Origin of the sequence: Traorella massiliensis (genome assembly GCF_900104665.1) — a bacterium.
Taxonomy (GTDB): Bacteria; Bacillota_I; Bacilli_A; order Erysipelotrichales; family Erysipelotrichaceae; genus Traorella; species Traorella massiliensis.
In genome coordinates, this window is record NZ_LT629969.1 from 182097 (window position 1) to 198398 (window position 16302).

At 36.8% G+C, this 16302-nt stretch carries 19 protein-coding genes; 12 read left to right on the top strand and 7 right to left on the bottom strand.

All coding sequences use genetic code 11. The features are described from left to right. Positions 1–2 precede the first annotated feature (2 nt). From phnC to BQ5367_RS13945, 5 genes are all read left to right on the top strand, one after another. Positions 3–770 carry a phosphonate ABC transporter ATP-binding protein gene (gene phnC / locus BQ5367_RS08120; protein WP_071442038.1) on the top strand — a complete coding sequence of 256 codons (768 nt, stop codon included), beginning with the start codon at positions 3–5 and terminating at the stop codon, positions 768–770. After that, on the top strand, positions 767–1546 hold the full coding sequence (gene phnE / locus BQ5367_RS08125; protein WP_071442039.1) for a phosphonate ABC transporter, permease protein PhnE: 780 nt from the start codon (positions 767–769) through the stop codon (positions 1544–1546). Before phnC ends, phnE (BQ5367_RS08125) begins: the two co-directional genes overlap by 4 nt. Position 1547: 1 nt before the next feature. Next, a complete protein-coding gene (gene phnE, locus BQ5367_RS08130; RefSeq protein ID WP_071442040.1) occupies positions 1548–2330 on the top strand; it encodes a phosphonate ABC transporter, permease protein PhnE in 783 nt (260 codons plus the stop codon). A 208-nt stretch (positions 2331–2538) separates the two neighbouring features. Then, entirely contained in the window at positions 2539–2943 is a 405-nt protein-coding gene (locus tag BQ5367_RS08135) for a hypothetical protein (RefSeq protein WP_071442041.1), read from the top strand. Continuing rightward, positions 2940–3074, top strand: coding sequence for a hypothetical protein (locus BQ5367_RS13945; protein ID WP_268874447.1), 135 nt, complete (start codon positions 2940–2942; stop codon positions 3072–3074). The genes BQ5367_RS08135 and BQ5367_RS13945 overlap by 4 nt, the downstream gene beginning before the upstream one ends. Positions 3075–3176: 102 nt before the next feature. On the opposite strand, the gene tgt is transcribed toward BQ5367_RS13945, so the two are convergent. Beyond that, complete coding sequence (tgt, locus tag BQ5367_RS08140; RefSeq protein WP_071442042.1) at positions 3177–4388, bottom strand: tRNA guanosine(34) transglycosylase Tgt; 1212 nt, start codon at positions 4386–4388, stop codon at positions 3177–3179. Further along, positions 4375–5064, bottom strand: coding sequence for a queuosine precursor transporter (locus tag BQ5367_RS08145; RefSeq protein WP_235858752.1), 690 nt, complete (start codon positions 5062–5064; stop codon positions 4375–4377). Before BQ5367_RS08145 ends, tgt begins: the two co-directional genes overlap by 14 nt. Positions 5065–5548: 484 nt before the next feature. On the opposite strand from BQ5367_RS08145, the gene BQ5367_RS08150 reads away from it, so the two are divergent. After that, positions 5549–6355: a mechanosensitive ion channel family protein gene (locus tag BQ5367_RS08150; protein ID WP_071442043.1), complete on the top strand. Its 807-nt coding sequence runs from the start codon at positions 5549–5551 to the stop codon at positions 6353–6355. 27 nt (positions 6356–6382) lie between these two features. On the opposite strand, the gene BQ5367_RS08155 is transcribed toward BQ5367_RS08150, so the two are convergent. Genes BQ5367_RS08155 through hutH form a run of 5 tightly spaced genes read right to left on the bottom strand, consistent with a single transcriptional unit; the run spans position 6383 to position 12693 of the window. Beyond that, the gene (locus tag BQ5367_RS08155) at positions 6383–7015 is read right to left on the bottom strand and encodes a cyclodeaminase/cyclohydrolase family protein (RefSeq protein WP_071442044.1); all 633 of its coding nucleotides are present in this window, start codon (positions 7013–7015) and stop codon (positions 6383–6385) included. Next, on the bottom strand, positions 7009–8235 hold the full coding sequence (gene hutI / locus BQ5367_RS08160) for an imidazolonepropionase (protein ID WP_071442045.1): 1227 nt from the start codon (positions 8233–8235) through the stop codon (positions 7009–7011). The genes BQ5367_RS08155 and hutI overlap by 7 nt, the downstream gene beginning before the upstream one ends. Further along, a complete protein-coding gene (gene ftcD / locus BQ5367_RS08165; RefSeq protein ID WP_071442867.1) occupies positions 8225–9178 on the bottom strand; it encodes a glutamate formimidoyltransferase in 954 nt (317 codons plus the stop codon). The genes hutI and ftcD overlap by 11 nt, the downstream gene beginning before the upstream one ends. Then, entirely contained in the window at positions 9171–11159 is a 1989-nt protein-coding gene (locus BQ5367_RS08170) for a urocanate hydratase (RefSeq protein WP_071442046.1), read from the bottom strand. Before BQ5367_RS08170 ends, ftcD begins: the two co-directional genes overlap by 8 nt. Position 11160: 1 nt before the next feature. Then, on the bottom strand, positions 11161–12693 hold the full coding sequence (gene hutH, locus BQ5367_RS08175; RefSeq protein WP_071442047.1) for a histidine ammonia-lyase: 1533 nt from the start codon (positions 12691–12693) through the stop codon (positions 11161–11163). Positions 12694–12844: 151 nt separating this feature from the next. Here hutH and BQ5367_RS08180 point away from each other — a divergent pair, with 151 nt between their 5' ends. From BQ5367_RS08180 to BQ5367_RS13670, 6 genes are all read left to right on the top strand, one after another. Further along, the gene (locus tag BQ5367_RS08180) at positions 12845–14113 is read left to right on the top strand and encodes a galactokinase (protein WP_071442048.1); all 1269 of its coding nucleotides are present in this window, start codon (positions 12845–12847) and stop codon (positions 14111–14113) included. Positions 14114–14123: 10 nt separating this feature from the next. Further along, positions 14124–14420 carry an MGMT family protein gene (locus BQ5367_RS08185; protein WP_071442049.1) on the top strand — a complete coding sequence of 99 codons (297 nt, stop codon included), beginning with the start codon at positions 14124–14126 and terminating at the stop codon, positions 14418–14420. Positions 14421–14498: 78 nt separating this feature from the next. Continuing rightward, on the top strand, positions 14499–15071 hold the full coding sequence (locus BQ5367_RS08190; RefSeq protein ID WP_071442050.1) for a thioredoxin domain-containing protein: 573 nt from the start codon (positions 14499–14501) through the stop codon (positions 15069–15071). Between the two features lie 18 nt (positions 15072–15089). Then, positions 15090–15530, top strand: coding sequence for an Rrf2 family transcriptional regulator (locus BQ5367_RS08195; RefSeq protein ID WP_071442051.1), 441 nt, complete (start codon positions 15090–15092; stop codon positions 15528–15530). A gap of 202 nt (positions 15531–15732) precedes the next feature. After that, positions 15733–15981 carry a pyridoxamine 5'-phosphate oxidase family protein gene (locus BQ5367_RS13665; RefSeq protein ID WP_328586479.1) on the top strand — a complete coding sequence of 83 codons (249 nt, stop codon included), beginning with the start codon at positions 15733–15735 and terminating at the stop codon, positions 15979–15981. Positions 15982–15985: 4 nt separating this feature from the next. Continuing rightward, entirely contained in the window at positions 15986–16297 is a 312-nt protein-coding gene (locus BQ5367_RS13670; protein WP_202615286.1) for a 4Fe-4S dicluster domain-containing protein, read from the top strand. Positions 16298–16302: the final 5 nt, after the last annotated feature.

Below are 16302 nucleotides of genomic sequence, written 5' to 3' on the forward strand. Positions count from 1 at the left end.
AGATGATTGTCTTTGATCACGTATCGAAAACATATGATAACGGTGTCAAAGGACTTATTGATGTTAGCTTAAAAATTGATGATGGAGATTTTGTCTCCATCATTGGTTTAAGTGGGGCTGGAAAGAGCACCCTTTTACGTGCTATTAATCGTTTGAATGAAATTAGTGAAGGAGAAATCACGATTAATGGAGAATCGATTACGAAAGCTAATAAAAAAGAGTTGCGTCATATCCGTCGTCATATTGGATTAATTTCACAGCAGTTTAATTTGGTGAAAAGAAGTACAGTTCAGAAAAATATTCTTTCAGGAAAATTAGGGTATTATTCAACTTTGAAGAGCATTTTAGGAATTTTTTCTAAAGCTGATTATGAGCTATGTAATGAAGTTTTAGAAAAAGTTGGAATGTCTGATAAACTACATGAAAGATGTGATAATTTATCAGGTGGACAGCAACAGCGTGTTTCAATTGCCCGTACTTTATTTCAACAAGCAGATATCATATTAGCAGATGAGCCCGTATCGTCTTTGGATCCGGTAACTTCTTTGGAAATCATGGATGAGTTAAAGATGATCAATGAGAATATGGGAAAAACTGTTATTGTGAATATTCACTCAGTCGAATTAGCTAAAAAGTTTTCTAAAAGAATCATTGCCTTACAGGATGGCAAGCTTGTTTTTGATGGCAAACCTGAATCGTTGACAAATGAGGTTTTGACGATGATTTATAAAGGAGACTCCTTCTTAAAAGGAAGTGAGGGAGGACAATGAAAATAAAGGATACCGTTCATTTCCAATGGTATAAGCATTTATTTGTGGTATTTGTCATTGCTGTTCTTTTCTTTGGGAGTTCAGCTTTAACTGGAGCTTCTCTTACAGAAGTATTTTCAAATTTGGATGAGATGGGAACTTTCTTAGAAAGATTATCACATCCGGATTTCTCATATTTACCAGAATTGTTATCTCCAATGTTAAAAACGTTAAAAATGTCAATGCTAGGTACGATTATAGGTGTTTTGATTGCTATTCCACTTTCCTTTATGGCCACAGAAGTAGCCACCAAAAATCCGATCATTACCAATATCGTACGTTTATTCTTAAATATTATTCGTACAATTCCAAATCTTTTATTAGCAGCAATTTTAGTTGCTGTCATCGGTATTGGGGAAGCAACAGGTATCGTAACGATTGCGATTTTTACGTTTGGTATGGTTTCTCAGCTGATTTATGAAAGTATAGAAACGATTGAATATGAACCGATTGAAGCGAATGAATCGGTAGGTGCAAATCGTTTGCAGATTGCTATATGGTCAATTTGGCCACAAATTATGAGAACGGTTATCAGTTATTTCTTTTATGCCTTTGAAATCAATGTACGTGCTTCTACGGTTTTAGGTTATGTAGGTGCTGGAGGTATAGGAGTTAGCTTGAGTGCTTCTTTAGGACTTTTCCGCTACGATCGGGTTTCAATGGTAATTCTTTCTATTTTCGCAGTTGTATTGATTGTCGACTTTATTTCTGAAAGAATTCAAAGGAGGCTGGTCTAGGATGGTAAAAATCAATCCAAATGTAAAGAAATTATTATATATTATAGGTTTTATTTTGCTTATCTGGTTTTGTTCTTATGATTTGGACTGGTCAAGTTTAAGTTATTTTTCATGGGGCAGCTTTGCAAGTATTTTAAAAAGTATGATGTCACCCGAATGGAGCTTTTTCTATAATGGCAGTGGTGAAGATGTTTTATCTTTGATGATCATGACTGTGTGCATTGCTTTTGTAGGAACAGCAATCGGGACGGTTTTATGTCTTCCTTTTGTCTTGCTTTCAAGCAAGAATCTTTGGAAGAAAAATAAGCTTATTCCTCGTATTGGTAAATTTATACTGGATGCGCTTCGTTCATTTCCAGAATTGGTTTATGCCATCATATTTATTCGTGTTGTTGGGCCAGGCCCTTTTGCGGGCGTTTTAGCGATTGGTGTTCATCAGATTGGTATGTTAGGTAAATTATTTACTGAAGAAATGGAAAAAATGGATGAAGTGCCTGTAGAAGCTTGTCATGCAGTAGGTGCGAATGGTCTTCAAACATTATTTTATGCCCGTATTCCACAACTTTTACCTATTTATACATCATTGATCTTAAATCACTTTGAAATTGGTGTAAGAAGTGCTTCAACGTTAGGACTAGTAGGTGCAGGAGGAATTGGAGCAATGCTGATTTTTGCGATACAAGGAAGAAGATGGGGCAGGATCAGTATTGTATTACTCACGATCATTGTAACAGTATTCTTATTGGATATGTTAACAGGATATATTCGTAAAAAACTTCGTTAATAAAGGAGTGTGGCAGTGCCACCTCTTTTTTGTATATTAGGAAATTTCATTTTTGATTAATAGAAAGATGATAAAAGAAAATAAAAAAAGTTAAATACTATTTATGTTATGATGGTATATATAATTAATTTGAAATTATAGTATCATTATAGTTATTAATATGATATAATATATGTACAAAACATCTCATTTCTGTCAAGGAGGCATCATGAAAGTCTTTTCTCTTTCCAACCGTTTCTATTACCGCGAATTCCCTGATCTGAAGAACACCGTTCTTCATGATCTTGATGTCTACAACCGTGTCCTTCATAAGGCCTATAAATGTCTTTACGATCGTGCCTATAAGGGAGCCGCGTTTAAGGACAGCGAGCTTCACCCGCTCCTTAAAAAGCAGTTTCATCTCAATGACTATATCCCTCTGTCTGCAGTCCATGAAGCCAAGGCCCTGCTAAAGGCTAATGCTGCCTTGAATAAAAAACTGATCCAGAAAACAGACAAAAGAATGAATAGGATCAGAATGAAGATCAGAGAAAAGGAAACGGAACTGGAAAAGGTCATCTGTGAAAAGGAAAAGATGTGGTACTATGTCAAGAAAAAGTACCAGTTTATATGAAAATACAAACAGAAGAGAATAAAAAGAGACATGAAAGATACATAGAAAAGCTGAAGGAAAAAGGAATAGAGTATTATACACAGGAAAGAATTAGAAAAATCGCAAGCACAGGATATGTGTTTGCGAAATAGTAATGGTTAATTACATAGATAAGCATATTGGTAAGCCGTACGCCTTAATAAGGCACATGCGGTTTGATAAGGGGAGGTAGTTTAATGACTATCTCCTACTTTCTATCGATGATAGTAATTTTTTAAAAACTCTTTTTTATATTCTTCAAAAGTACCATTGATGATCGCTTCACGTATTTCTTCAGTCAAACGAATGATAAAACGTAAATTATGCATGGAAGCAAGATTGTAGTATTGATGTTTATCTTCCTGTTTTTCAGATTTCATCAAAGCCCTTAGCTGAGTACGGGTCCATCCTGCTTTACAAGTAGGACAGTCACAGTTTGCATCTAATAGTTCATTACTGCCATCAAATTTATTCAGACTGATAGGACCATATTTTGTATAAATACGGCCATGACGTGCTTCTCTGGTTGGTGCTACACAGTCAAACGTATCGGCACCCATTTCTGAACCAATCAGAATATCATCAGGGTGTGATAGACCTAAAAGATGACGAGGTTTGTTTTCAGGTAGTTCTTCACAGCACCAGCGAAGGATCTCACCTAAGCTTTCTTTTAAGAAAGCACCACCAAGTCCATAACCATCAAAATCCATTTGGGCTAACTTTTTGGCGGTAGAGCGACGTAAATCTTCCCAGCGTCCTCCCTGCAGCACACCATATAATGATTGGCGATAGCCAAGATCATCACGATGTTTCAAGTGCTCATCAAGACTGCGCTGTGCCCATCTTTCTGTTCGTGCCAAAGCCTCTACATTATAATCATAGCTATCCGCTAATGAAGTCAATTCATCAAACGCCATATGGATATCAGCCCCAATCCGGCATTGAATCTGCATTGATTCTTCAGGCCCAATAAAATCATCCTGATCAGTAAAAGGATCATGAAAATGAACCCCATCTTCTGTTACATGAGCCAAACGATCTTTTGGATCAGTATTGATCACTTCCTGTTCACGTTTCATACTGACAACCTTGCCTAATCCACTTCCTAATGACATGACTTGAAAACCGCCGGAATCTGTCAGTGTAGGTCCTTGCCATCCTGACCATTCTGCTAGGCCTCCATTCCTGGCAATTTCACTGGATACATTACGCAAGTGATAACCATTGCTTAACATAGCTTGGGCATGAATGGCATTTAAATCATCACTACTGACAAAACGTACTTCACCTTTTGTACCTACACACATAAAAGCAGGTGTATGGATATCACCATGAGGTGTATGTATAATACCGGCACGTCCTAATTTACCATCAATTTTTTTAGTAATTTCAAAGCTGAACTGATTGTTGTTTTTATATTCTTTCATTTAACTTACCTCTTAACATGTTTGCGATAAGTGCTTCTAATGGCGATAAGATGATTTCAAAGCCCATGCCAAGAAGATAGGCAAAAAGCGCTTGTGTTAAAAAATCTTTGAAAGGCAGTACACCAATAAAAGCAATCGTTTCAAATATTGCAGAGTCGATCAAATGGGCAAAAGCAGAAGATCCCAGTGCTCTGGCAATAAAACTTTTTGAGAAAATATCATGTCTGTTTTTCAGCGAAATAAAAAGATGATTGTTGAAAAGGTTGGAACAGATATAGGCAATAAGCGAAGCAATAATAATTCGTGGAGTAAATCCTAATACACTGGCATAGGCTTCTTGCATGATCCATCCCTTATAAGCAGGCAAAGCAATCACAGCATAAAAGACCCCAATAGCAATAATATTCACTAAAAAACCTGCCCATACAACATTTTTTGCTGTTTCCTTACCATAAAACTCAACGATCAAATCACCAATAATATAGGTAAGTGGAAATACAACGATACCTCCATCGACAGCAATGCCGAAAAAATCCCACAGCTTAATAGCGGCGAGATTCGACATCAATAAGGTGCTCGCTGAAATTGCAGCAAAGTATATCAAAAGCTTTTGTTTAAAATTTGACATGAAAGTATTATAGCACAAAAATAATAGGATAACAGTCAGATTTATCATATGAACCATCCTAGTTACGATTTATAAGGAAAAAAATAAATTTTTTTATTCTTTTTTAGGAAAAATAACAATTTTATGGATATAGAATAGTAGGTGTCCTACAAAGGAGGGAGTGAGGATCCATGACACCTATATTATTTGTATGGAGGGGTTGCAGTTGGGTTTTGAACTCATCATTCTTCTCCAGTTATTATAGGAAAATGTAGTAGCTGTGAAAGAGTGTTTGCGTTTGATCATACTGTACATCAGTCTGATTCAACGATAATCTGCGATCCTCCCTCCTAAATGAAACCCCAGTGCCACGAACACTGGGGTTTCCTATTTGTATGGAGTTCATCCGTTATTATTCTAACATATCTTATGCGTTTTGTCGATAACATTTCATCTTTATTCTTCGGTGGTCTATAACCGTTTTGAGTTTTGAGTCATACAAAATGTTTGGGAAAAAAATAGAAATACTGATATAATAATAACGAGGTGGATCATGGAAAGTACAATTGAACAATTAGATAGTTTATTTAAAGGTGGATTTGTAAATGGAATATTAACCATATTATTTTATATTATTGTATTTTTAATAGCGAATCATTTGATTACTAAATTTATTCGCCAGCGTGAATTTAAACATAAGGAAGCAGTTTTGAGAATCAAGAGTGTACTTTTATGGACATTATTGATTTTTAGTGTCTTATCGCAAATTACTTTCTTACAGGATATCGCAACTACCTTGCTTGCTGGAGGAGGAATTGTTGCTGTTATTGTTGGTTTAGCGAGTCAGGAAGCGGCAAGCAGTGCTGTCAGCGGCATGATGATTTTGATGTCCAAACCATTTAAAGTAGGGGATACGATCATACTTAAGGAATATGATCTTCGTGGTAAAGTAACGGAAATTACCTTATCACACACGGTTATAGAAACTTTAGAGAAAAATTTGATCATGATCCCGAATACTTTGGTCAATAAGGCAATTGTAGAGAATATGACCCATGAAACAGAGTATAAGATTGCTTACCTTTCTTTTGATGTTTCTTATGAAAGTGACTTAGATAAGGCAAGTGAAATCATGAAAGAAGTCATTACAAATCATCCTCTTTATTATGATGTAGGTGAAGAAGTGAAAATTCACTGTACGGAATTGAAGGATAGTGGTATTACATTACGTGCTAGAATGACAACTCGTAATATCGATGATAGCTTTGAATTATGCTGTCAATGTCGCTTACAGATAAAAAAGGCCTTTGATGAAGCAGGTATTGAAATACCTTATCCACATATTACATTAACTAAATAAACCATTGCGAATCGCAATGGTTTATCTTTATAGAAGTGTTTTAATTTGTTTGATCGATCTTGCTTTTATTTGATGACTTTCATCTAGAAGATTTTCCATCTTTGTATTCCATTCAAGCTTTTCTTTTTCATCAAGTGAGGATAAATTGATCTCAACATTTAACCCGGCTCCTTGAATGGCAGCATCAAGGAAGAGAATGCCGCAAGCTAAATCACTAACAGCATTTTTATTACCTTGCTCGATCATCTTCTCACAAAGATGTAACGCCTTAAGAGAAAGCTCCATGATATGATAAGGAGATTCAATTGCGATATAAGTTGCTTTTTGAATTTCTTTCTGACGATGCTGATTTTCTTCATCGGTTGTTTTTGGAAGACGATAGGCAGTCATGACATGATCATAAGCTGCACAGTCTTGATCAATTGCTTGAATCAATTCTGCTTTTAGGCTTTCAAGAGCAGTAAAATGTTCATGGAATTGCTGCTGGACATTTTCTTCCAAAGATAAGAACTTCTTTTTATGAATGCTTAAATGGGCATACATACGTGAAAGAGAGATTCCTAGAGCAGCAACAAGAGCACTTATGCTGCCTCCTCCAGGAGTTGGTGAAGAACTGTCGATTTCATCTAATATTTCCAGACCTTTTTTTTCTATTAACATACTTTTATTCCCTTCTTATATACTGAATGTATCGGATTTGCCCCTAAATGTGCAATTACTTCATCAAAACAAGTGGCATTGATAACGACAAAATCCGCCTGTTTTCCTTTTTCTAATGAACCGATGAGATGATCACGATCAAGTGCTTTGGCACTATTGATGGTCATCATGCTTAATACTTCATGAGGAGTCAAATGGCAGCCACGAGATGCAATACGTGCCATCCAGAGCGGATCGCTGCAAGGACATGATCCAGGATTATAATCACAGGAAAGAGCCAGGATGACCCCTTTTTCTTTCATTGCAGGGACATTGGCATATGCTTTGCCCAGATTAAACGAAGTTGCTGGCAGAATGACAGCTGTAATACCAGCTGCTTTCATCTTATCCATATTTTCTAGGGATGTGACCATGCAATGTTCAAGACTAGTTGCATGTAAATCGACACCGACATCGACACCACCGATGTCTTCCATTTCATCAACATGGATCTTGATTTTTAAACCAGCCTTTTTGCCTGCTTCCAGGATATAACGTGATTCATTCGCATCAAAGACTCCTTTTTCAAGGAAACAATCCATGTATTCCGCAAGATTTTCTTTAACAACAACAGGCAAGACTTCTGAAATGATCAAATCAAAATATTCTTGAGCACTTTGATAATCTTTATAAAGAGCATGAGCAGGCATGAATGTAGATATGAGATCCATAGGTGTATTTATATTCAGTTTCTGAACCACTCTTAACTGCTTTAGTTCATCTTCTTTATTGAGTCCATAGCCGCTTTTTGCTTCCAATGTGGTGACCCCGCATTTTAAAAACTCATAGACGGTTTTTTCAGCTTTATCATAAAGTTCATCAAAGCTGGCTTTACGAGTTGCACGTACAGTCGCATGAATCCCGCCACCGGCATGATAGATATCCATATAACTGGCACCTTTGATCTTCATCGTGTATTCATTGACCCGATCACCACCAAAAACAAGGTGGGAATGTGCATCGACCAATCCGGGAATGACGATCTTGCCTTCAAGATCAACAATCTTTTCATCATGAAGCTGAAGATCTTTCATCTCTCCTGTTTCCACGATCTTATCATCTTCACAAATCATATAAGCATCTTCATAGATGGCACACTCTTCTAATGCTTTACCTGCACGAATGCCGCCTTCCATCGAATAAAGCTTTGAAATATTCGTATAAATAATTCTATTTGACATAAGTTTCAATCACTTTCTCTGAATTAAAGCCATGAAGCAGTAATTTCTCACTGACAACATCTACGATTTCCTCCAGTGTCAGATCAACTTCATCTCGGCTGTTTTTCTTTAAATAATAAGCGGCGATATCTTTAAGACAATCCAGATTGACCAAACCAATAAATTCACTGCCAATCACTTCAACATCATATCTTTTTGCTTCCATTTTTACAGTTTCAAAAACTCGATATACAGAGGTTTTCTGATAATCTGTCACATTCATGGTTACTTGTACATGATCTTCTAAAGAAGCAGGACCTGCCTGAACATAGCGGAAACCTCCCGAAGAGAATCGGATCATTTTAGCGATATTGGCAGCAATTTTACGATCATTGGTATTTAAATCGATATTATAAGCTATAAGCAAAGGACGACAGCCAACGGCAGTTACTCCGGCAGTCGGGTGGACCTCATCTCCAAAGTCAGGTTTCCAATAAGGATCTTTTAATTTCTCCGCCATACCTTCAAATTCTCCTTTACGAATATCTGGGAGATTTTCACATTGTTTTCTTTTGGCGGATAGATTATATAAAAAGATAGGAATCCGGGTAGCCTCATAAATTTCTTTTGCACATGCTTCACTTAAAGCAATTGTTTCTTCAATGGTCATGTTCTGAATAGGAATAAAAGGAATGACATCAATGGCACCCATACGTTTATGCTCACCATGATGATGATTCATATCAATGATACGAACAGCCGCCTTACAAGATTCAACCATGGCCTTTTTTAAGGCTTCAGGTTCACCGATAAGTGTTACAACCGTTCGATTATAACTGGTATCCGGCTCAACATTGACAAGAGATACGTTATCATTTTCTCTAAAAGGTCTTAAGATTTCATTTAATCCCTCGATATCACTGCTGATCGAATAGTTTGGCACACATTCAACGATTTTAGTCATCATTGATGCTCCTCTCTACTAATTGATGAATCATTTTTTCATCAGCAAGATATGGCATGGTGATACTGTCTGTTTCTTTCATTAATTCATTGTATTCACTTGCTGTTTCGATAGAATGTGGATTACCGGCCCAGCTTCTGCGGGCAACACCACCCATTACATCCCATAACATCGCATGATATAAAATATCATCAACACGTTTTGAACCATCAAGAACTAATCCAAAACCTCCATTGATCGCTTTACCAATACCTACACCACCGCCATTATGCAAGGCAATCATGCTCATACCACGAGCAGCATTTCCGGCAAAACACTGGGTGGCCATATCAGCCATAAACTGACTGCCATCTTTAATATTGGAAGTTTCTCTGAATGGTGAATCGGTACCCGAAACATCATGATGATCACGACCCATGATCACAGGACCAATTTCACCATTTCGTACCATTTCATTAAATTTTAAACCTATTTTCATCCTGCCAAAAGCATCCTGATAAAGAATACGTGCCTTGGTACCAACCACTAATTTATTTTCTTTCGCATCTTTGATCCATTTCCAGTTATCATAATCCTGATAACGGCGATCTTTGTCAATGCACTCCATTGCTGCATGATCTGTTTTATCAAGATCTTCTTGCTTGCTGCTTAGGCATACCCAGCGAAACGGTCCATATCCATAATCAAAAAGATGGGGTCCCAAGATATCTTCCACATAACTAGGGAAGATAAAGCCTTCTTTGTCATCTTTGCCATTTTTACTAATTTCCTTTACACCACTGTCAAAAACAGCTTTCATAAAAGAATTGCCATAGTCAAAGAAATAAGTGCCTTTATCATGAAGCTTTTTAATTGCCTTAAAATGAGCTTTTAAACTTGTATTCACTAAATTTTTAAAAGTTGTACGATCTTCCTTTAAAAGACGAGTACGTTGTTCAAAACTAATGCCCTGTGGTGTATACCCGCCTTCATAGACTTCATGACAGCTTGTCTGATCAGAAAGAATATCAATCGTGATATCCTTTTCTAAGGCATATTCTAATAAATCAACGATATTACCGTGATAAGCAATGGCTCGAGGAGTCTTATTTTCCTGATAGAAATGAGCTTTTGAAAAAGCTTCTTCTTTGCTTTCAACGACTTCATCGATCCAGCCTTGTTTCAAACGGGTTTCAATTCGTGAAGCGTCTACTTCAGCTACGATTGCGACACCATTGGCAATTTTCGCAGCCTTTCCCTGAGCTCCGGACATACCGCCTAAGCCACTGGAAACAAACAACATATACTGCATATCATTTTGGCCTTTTCTAAGCATTCTGGCAGCATTTAAAAGAGTAGAATAAGTGCCATGAACGATGCCTTGAGGACCGATATACATCCAGCCGCCTGCCGTCATCTGACCATAATTCGCCACCCCGATGGCGGCAAAACGTTTAAAGTTTTCCAGATCATCCGCTTCACCTACCATCAGACCATTCGTTATAATCACTCGAGGAGCACTTTTGGGTGAATGAAATAATCCTAAAGGATGCCCAGACTCTACAACAAGTGTCTGTGTATCCGTGAGCTCTTGTAAATATTTCTTAATTAACCGATACTGCATCCAATTCTGACATACCTGTCCTGTTTCACCATAAGTGACAAGCTCATAAGGATATAAAGCCGTTTCAAAATCAAGATTATTATCGATCATCACTTGAAGTGCTTTGCCTTCAATACATTTTCCTTCATATTCATCAATAGGTCTTCCATAAATCCTTCCTTCAGGACGGAAACGATAGCCATAAATACGGCCACGTGTCATTAATTCTTCTAAAAACTCACCTGCCAGTTCTTCATGATATTCTTTTGGAACATAACGCAATGCATTACGTAAAGCCAATTCAATATCCTTTTTAGAAAGATTCGCTTCACGTTTTGGAGCACGACGGATTCCTTCTACAAAAGCCGGCTTTGTTTTTGGCACTTCACTTAAGATCATATTATACCTCCTTTAATTTGATCATTTTTTCAACTTGTAAAGTAATCGTTTCATCTTGTATCAATTCATTGATACGATGAATATAAGGATACATGATCGTATCTTCTTTGATATAAGGAACTCTTTGACGCACAAGATCATAGGCAACACGACTTCCTTGACCGAGTGTTTGAGGTTGTCGAAGATCGATCGCCTGACATGCGCACATCATTTCCATAGCGATGACTTGCCGGACATTTTTTAAGATTTCTTTCGCTTTACGAGCGGCAATCGTTCCCATGGAAACATGATCTTCCTGATTTGCACTGGAAGGAATAGAATCAACACTTGCCGGATGAGCAAGTACCTTATTTTCAGAAACAAGCGCAGCTGCAGAATACTGGACGATCATAAACCCCGAATTCAAACCGCCATTTTCTGTAAGAAAGGCAGGTAAACCATGAGAAATAGCCGGATTGACCATTTTTTCAATTCTACGCTCAGAAATACTGCCAAGCTCACTTAAAGCAATACCCAGATAATCAAACGCTAAAGCAACACTTTCTCCATGGAAGTTTCCACCTGAGATCGCATCATCATCGTCACAGAATAAAATAGGATTATCCGTCACAGAATTGATTTCAATTTCCATTTTATCTTTGATATGGGCAAAAGCATCTTTACAAGCCCCATGTACTTGTGGTGCACAACGCAAAGAATAAGCATCCTGCACACGCATTTCTCCCTGTCTGGTGATATGTTTGCTTCCTTCTAGCAGACGCAGCACATTATCAGCTGTGCTTATCTGTCCTTGATGAGGGCGTACTTGATGCAAGCGAAGATCGTAGGCATCTTTGATACCCTGCAAAGCTTCCATGCTTAAAGATAAGGCAATATCTGCACATTTGCTGAGCGCTAAAGCATCATATAATGTTAAAGTACCTACAGCACACATCACTTGTGTGCCATTGATCAACGCCAATCCTTCCTTTGCTGATAGTCTTACAGGAGTTAGATGAGCCTTTTCCATGGCTTCTTTACCACTCACACGCTGACCTTCCACAAAAGCTTCACCTTCACCGATCAGCACCAGGGCTAGATGAGCTAAGGGGCATAAATCACCCGAAGCACCTAAAGATCCTTTTTCATAAACAACAGGATATACATCCCGATTCAACATCTCCATCAATGTATTGAATGTTGAAAGACGGATACCAGAATATCCTAAAGCTAAAGAATTGAGTCGTAAAAGCATGATGGCTCGTACAACTTCTTCTTCAAAAATGTCACCAGCCCCACAGGCATGAGACATAATGAGATTACGCTGTAAAAGACTCGTATCCTCTTTCGATATCAACGTATCAGAAAACTTTCCAAAACCCGTCGTAATACCATAGCTGATACGCTGTTCAGAGACGTAATGCTCCACCATTTTTTCAGCTTTGATAATTCTTTCTTTTGCCTTTTCATGAAGAGTAACCCGTACATGATCACGAGCTACTGCCTTGACGTCATCTAAAGTCAAATGATGACCATCAATTTCTATTGAATTCATTTTATCACTCCCGAAAACTATTATATCATTTATAAGCGCTTTCATAAATAATTTTGATAAAAAGAGTTTCTAGGAAAATCACTTGTCAAGTTCAACTATAACAAGTTAAAATAGAAATGAAAGGAAACGTAAAAACGTTTAGGAAAAAAACATGAAAGCTGAACAGATAAAGAAAGGCTTTATTGACAAAAATTATGATTCATTATTATTGGATCTTTATGAAGATGAAGATCGTATAGAAAAACAAAATCAGCGCTATATAAAAATGCTTGAAAAATATATCGCTTATTATGGAAATGATGATGTAGAAATTTATAATACACCTGGAAGAAGTGAAGTTTGTGGAAATCATACGGATCATCAGCATGGCTGTGTCGTGGCAGCCAGTGTTAATTTAGATGCGATTGCGGCAGTAAGTGATCAAAAAGATAAAGTTTCTATTATATCTGATCAATTCTTCTTAAAAGATATTTATATAGATGATCTTCATCTAAAAGAAGATGAAAAAGGAACCTCCGAAGCTTTAGTGCGAGGAATTCTTTCTCGCTTTCAACAGCTAGGACATCAAATAGGCGGTTTTAAGGCATATATCACCAGTGATGTGATGATCGGAGCCGGTTTGTCCTCATCTGCCGTATTTGAAGTCATGATTGCAACGATCCTTTCAGGACTTTACAATGAACAAAAGATCGCACCCGAAGAACTTGCGAAAATTGCCCAGTATGCGGAAAATGTATATTTTGGTAAACCATGTGGACTAATGGATCAATGCGCCTGTGCTTTTGGAGGGCTTATTACGATTGATTTTAAAGATATCACACAACCGTTGATAGAAAACCTTCAGATTGATTTTTCTGCTTTTCATCACAGTTTATGTATCGTTGATACCAAAGGATCGCATAGTGATTTGACCGATGAATATGCGGCGATTCCATCAGAAATGAAAAAAGTGGCTCATTTTTTTAGAAAAGAAGTATTACGTGAAGTTGATGAAGCTGCATTTTATGAACATCTTTATACTATAAAAGAGCAGTGTGGAGATCGTCCGGTTTTACGAGCTATTCATTATTTTAATGAGAATAAAAGAGTCGTTCAGCTAGTAGAAGCATTGAAAGAAAACAGATTTGAAGATTTTAGACGAATCATTCAGCTTTCTGGTAATTCGAGCTTTAAATATTTACAGAATGTATATGCGGATGCTGCCCACCAAAGTATGAGCCTTGCACTCGCTCTTTCTGAAATGATCTTAAAAGATAAAGGCGTTTGTCGTATTCATGGCGGTGGATTTGCGGGAACGATTCAAACTTTTGTAGAAGATGCTCAGGCATCTATCTATAAAGAAGAAATAGAAAAAATTTTTGGTGAAGGCAGCTGTCATAGGTTAAAAATAAGAAAACAAGGCAGTATACGAATGATTTAAAGGAGTTTGTATGGATGAAGCATTCATTTATCAGATACTGGCTATTGTTTCTGAGATTCCCAAAGGCAAAGTAGCGAGTTATAAACAGATTGCCGAGTTATCAGGCCATGACAAAAATGCTCGATTAGTCGGGCGTATTCTTTCACATGCTTCCTATTATGGGAAATATCCATGTCATCGAGTGGTAAGTCAATCCGGACGACTTGTACCACATTGGGATGAACAAAAAGAACTATTACTAGAGGAAGGTATTGAATTTAAAAAGAATGATCATGTAGATATGAAAAAATATCAGTGGAAAGTTTAAGAGTTAAATCCTGGGAAAATGTAATCATTGATATTACAACATGGACATGATATAATACCAAAAAGAGTGGTGAAGAACATGAAGAAAAAACTTTTATTGATGCTTGTTTTATTAATGAGTGGATGTGTAAACCAGGAAGAGCCTGAGAGTGATCCGGCATACTGTAGTTTTGATAGTGATGAGTGTCTGGCAAACAGTGATGAATATGAAACATTTATAAATGAAAGTGATGTTTTTATTGAAATTACTATGCAGGAAGCGATTGATATGTTTGAGAATCAAGAGAGTTGTATTCTGTATTTTGGTTTTCCTGATTGTCCTTGGTGCATAGAAGCTTTACCAATCATGGAAGAGGCTGCCAAAGAGAATGATAAGAATATTTACTATGTTCAGACAAGAGATGAAGAGCGTAATTTGATCTATACTGATGAAGAAAAAACAGCGATTCTTTCATATGTCGGACAATTTGAAGATACAGATGATGAAGGAAATGTTGCATTATTTGTACCGCTTGTTGTAGTTGTAGAAGATGGTGAAGCACTTAGCGGTCATGTAGGAACAATAGAGGGTCATGATGCTCATGAAAGACAAATGAATGAGGATGAACAAGACCAATTAAAAGGAATCTATGTAGAGATGTTTTCAAAATAAAAGAAAGGAGAGGTAGATATGCAGATCTCCAGCCGATTTACGATTGCGATACATATATTTTGTTGTATCGATCGATTTAAGGATGAGAAAATAACGAGTGAATTTCTGGCGGATAGCGTAAAAGTCAATCCAGTTATCATACGTAAAATATTAGGACAACTAAAAAAAGCAGGACTTGTAAAAGTACATAGAGGCAGTGGTGGTACTGATATTACAAGACCCTTAGAGGAAATCACCTTTCTTGATGTTTATAAAGCAGTAGAATGTGTAGAAAGCAACGGATTATTTCATTTTCATGAAAATCCAAATCCTTCCTGTCCTGTAGGACGCAATATTCATTCGATATTGGATGATAAGTTATTACGTGTTCAGCAGGCAATGGAAAATGAATTAGCGTCGATTACCTTAGCTGACGTAAAAAAAGATTTAGATAAAATACTTGTGAATGACCAGTCATAGAGCTGGTTTTTTTAAAATGAAGATGTAACTATTGACATTACAACTAAGAAGTGATACTTTATTAGATGTAATTTAAAACATTACAACAAAACGATCGATTCTATTTTTAACTAGGATAAGTGATAAAAACGTTAAAAGGGAGGTTTTATGAAAACAAGTGAAATATTGAATATTCTACAGAAAGACATCCATACCCGTTATTATCGCAACCGTTGATGAAAATGATCATCCCATTACTTGTGCGATTGATTTAATGTTATATGAAGATGATACGCTTTATTTTTTAACGGCCCGTGGTAAAGCATTCTATCAAAGACTTATGTCCCATCCTTTTGTTTCCTTAACAGGAATTAAAGGAAATAATACACTTTCATCCATAGCGATTTCTTTGCAAGGAAAAGTAAAAAATATTAAACATAAAAAACTTCAGGAAATTTTTGAAAAAAAATGACTATATGAAAAAGATATATCCAAATGTTCAGGCAAGAGATATTCTTGAGGTATTTTGTTTTGAACAATTCAGTGGTGAATATTTTGATCTAAGCCAAACACCTATTGTACGCATTCCTTTTTCTTATCAGCAATCATTGCCCAAGGGTGGATATCAGGTACTAGAGGGATGTATCGGTTGTCATATATGTTATGAAGTATGTTCTCAGAAGTGTATTGATATCACTCAAATACCTGTTAAGATTATTCAGAAACATTGTTTGCATTGTGCAAAATGTGCAGAAATCTGCCCTAAGCAAGTCATCGTAAAAATATAAGGAGT

What these genes read in the sequence shown, in the direction of transcription:
- BQ5367_RS08135 (WP_071442041.1), top strand. Translation starts at nt 2,539, where the DNA reads ATGAAAGTCTTTTCTCTTTCCAACCGTTTCTATTACCGCGAATTCCCT.
- BQ5367_RS08190 (WP_071442050.1), top strand. Translation starts at nt 14,499, where the DNA reads ATGAAGAAAAAACTTTTATTGATGCTTGTTTTATTAATGAGTGGATGT.
- BQ5367_RS08155 (WP_071442044.1), bottom strand. Translation starts at nt 7,015, where the DNA reads ATGTTAATAGAAAAAAAAGGTCTGGAAATATTAGATGAAATCGACAGT.
- phnC (WP_071442038.1), top strand. Translation starts at nt 3, where the DNA reads ATGATTGTCTTTGATCACGTATCGAAAACATATGATAACGGTGTCAAA.
- ftcD (WP_071442867.1), bottom strand. Translation starts at nt 9,178, where the DNA reads ATGACTAAAATCGTTGAATGTGTGCCAAACTATTCGATCAGCAGTGAT.
- BQ5367_RS13670 (WP_202615286.1), top strand. Translation starts at nt 15,986, where the DNA reads ATGAAAAAGATATATCCAAATGTTCAGGCAAGAGATATTCTTGAGGTA.
- BQ5367_RS13945 (WP_268874447.1), top strand. Translation starts at nt 2,940, where the DNA reads ATGAAAATACAAACAGAAGAGAATAAAAAGAGACATGAAAGATACATA.
- BQ5367_RS08150 (WP_071442043.1), top strand. Translation starts at nt 5,549, where the DNA reads ATGGAAAGTACAATTGAACAATTAGATAGTTTATTTAAAGGTGGATTT.
- BQ5367_RS08195 (WP_071442051.1), top strand. Translation starts at nt 15,090, where the DNA reads ATGCAGATCTCCAGCCGATTTACGATTGCGATACATATATTTTGTTGT.
- phnE (WP_071442039.1), top strand. Translation starts at nt 767, where the DNA reads ATGAAAATAAAGGATACCGTTCATTTCCAATGGTATAAGCATTTATTT.
- BQ5367_RS08185 (WP_071442049.1), top strand. Translation starts at nt 14,124, where the DNA reads ATGGATGAAGCATTCATTTATCAGATACTGGCTATTGTTTCTGAGATT.
- hutI (WP_071442045.1), bottom strand. Translation starts at nt 8,235, where the DNA reads ATGTCAAATAGAATTATTTATACGAATATTTCAAAGCTTTATTCGATG.
- hutH (WP_071442047.1), bottom strand. Translation starts at nt 12,693, where the DNA reads ATGAATTCAATAGAAATTGATGGTCATCATTTGACTTTAGATGACGTC.
- tgt (WP_071442042.1), bottom strand. Translation starts at nt 4,388, where the DNA reads ATGAAAGAATATAAAAACAACAATCAGTTCAGCTTTGAAATTACTAAA.
- BQ5367_RS08170 (WP_071442046.1), bottom strand. Translation starts at nt 11,159, where the DNA reads ATGATCTTAAGTGAAGTGCCAAAAACAAAGCCGGCTTTTGTAGAAGGA.
- BQ5367_RS08145 (WP_235858752.1), bottom strand. Translation starts at nt 5,064, where the DNA reads ATGATAAATCTGACTGTTATCCTATTATTTTTGTGCTATAATACTTTC.
- phnE (WP_071442040.1), top strand. Translation starts at nt 1,548, where the DNA reads ATGGTAAAAATCAATCCAAATGTAAAGAAATTATTATATATTATAGGT.
- BQ5367_RS08180 (WP_071442048.1), top strand. Translation starts at nt 12,845, where the DNA reads ATGAAAGCTGAACAGATAAAGAAAGGCTTTATTGACAAAAATTATGAT.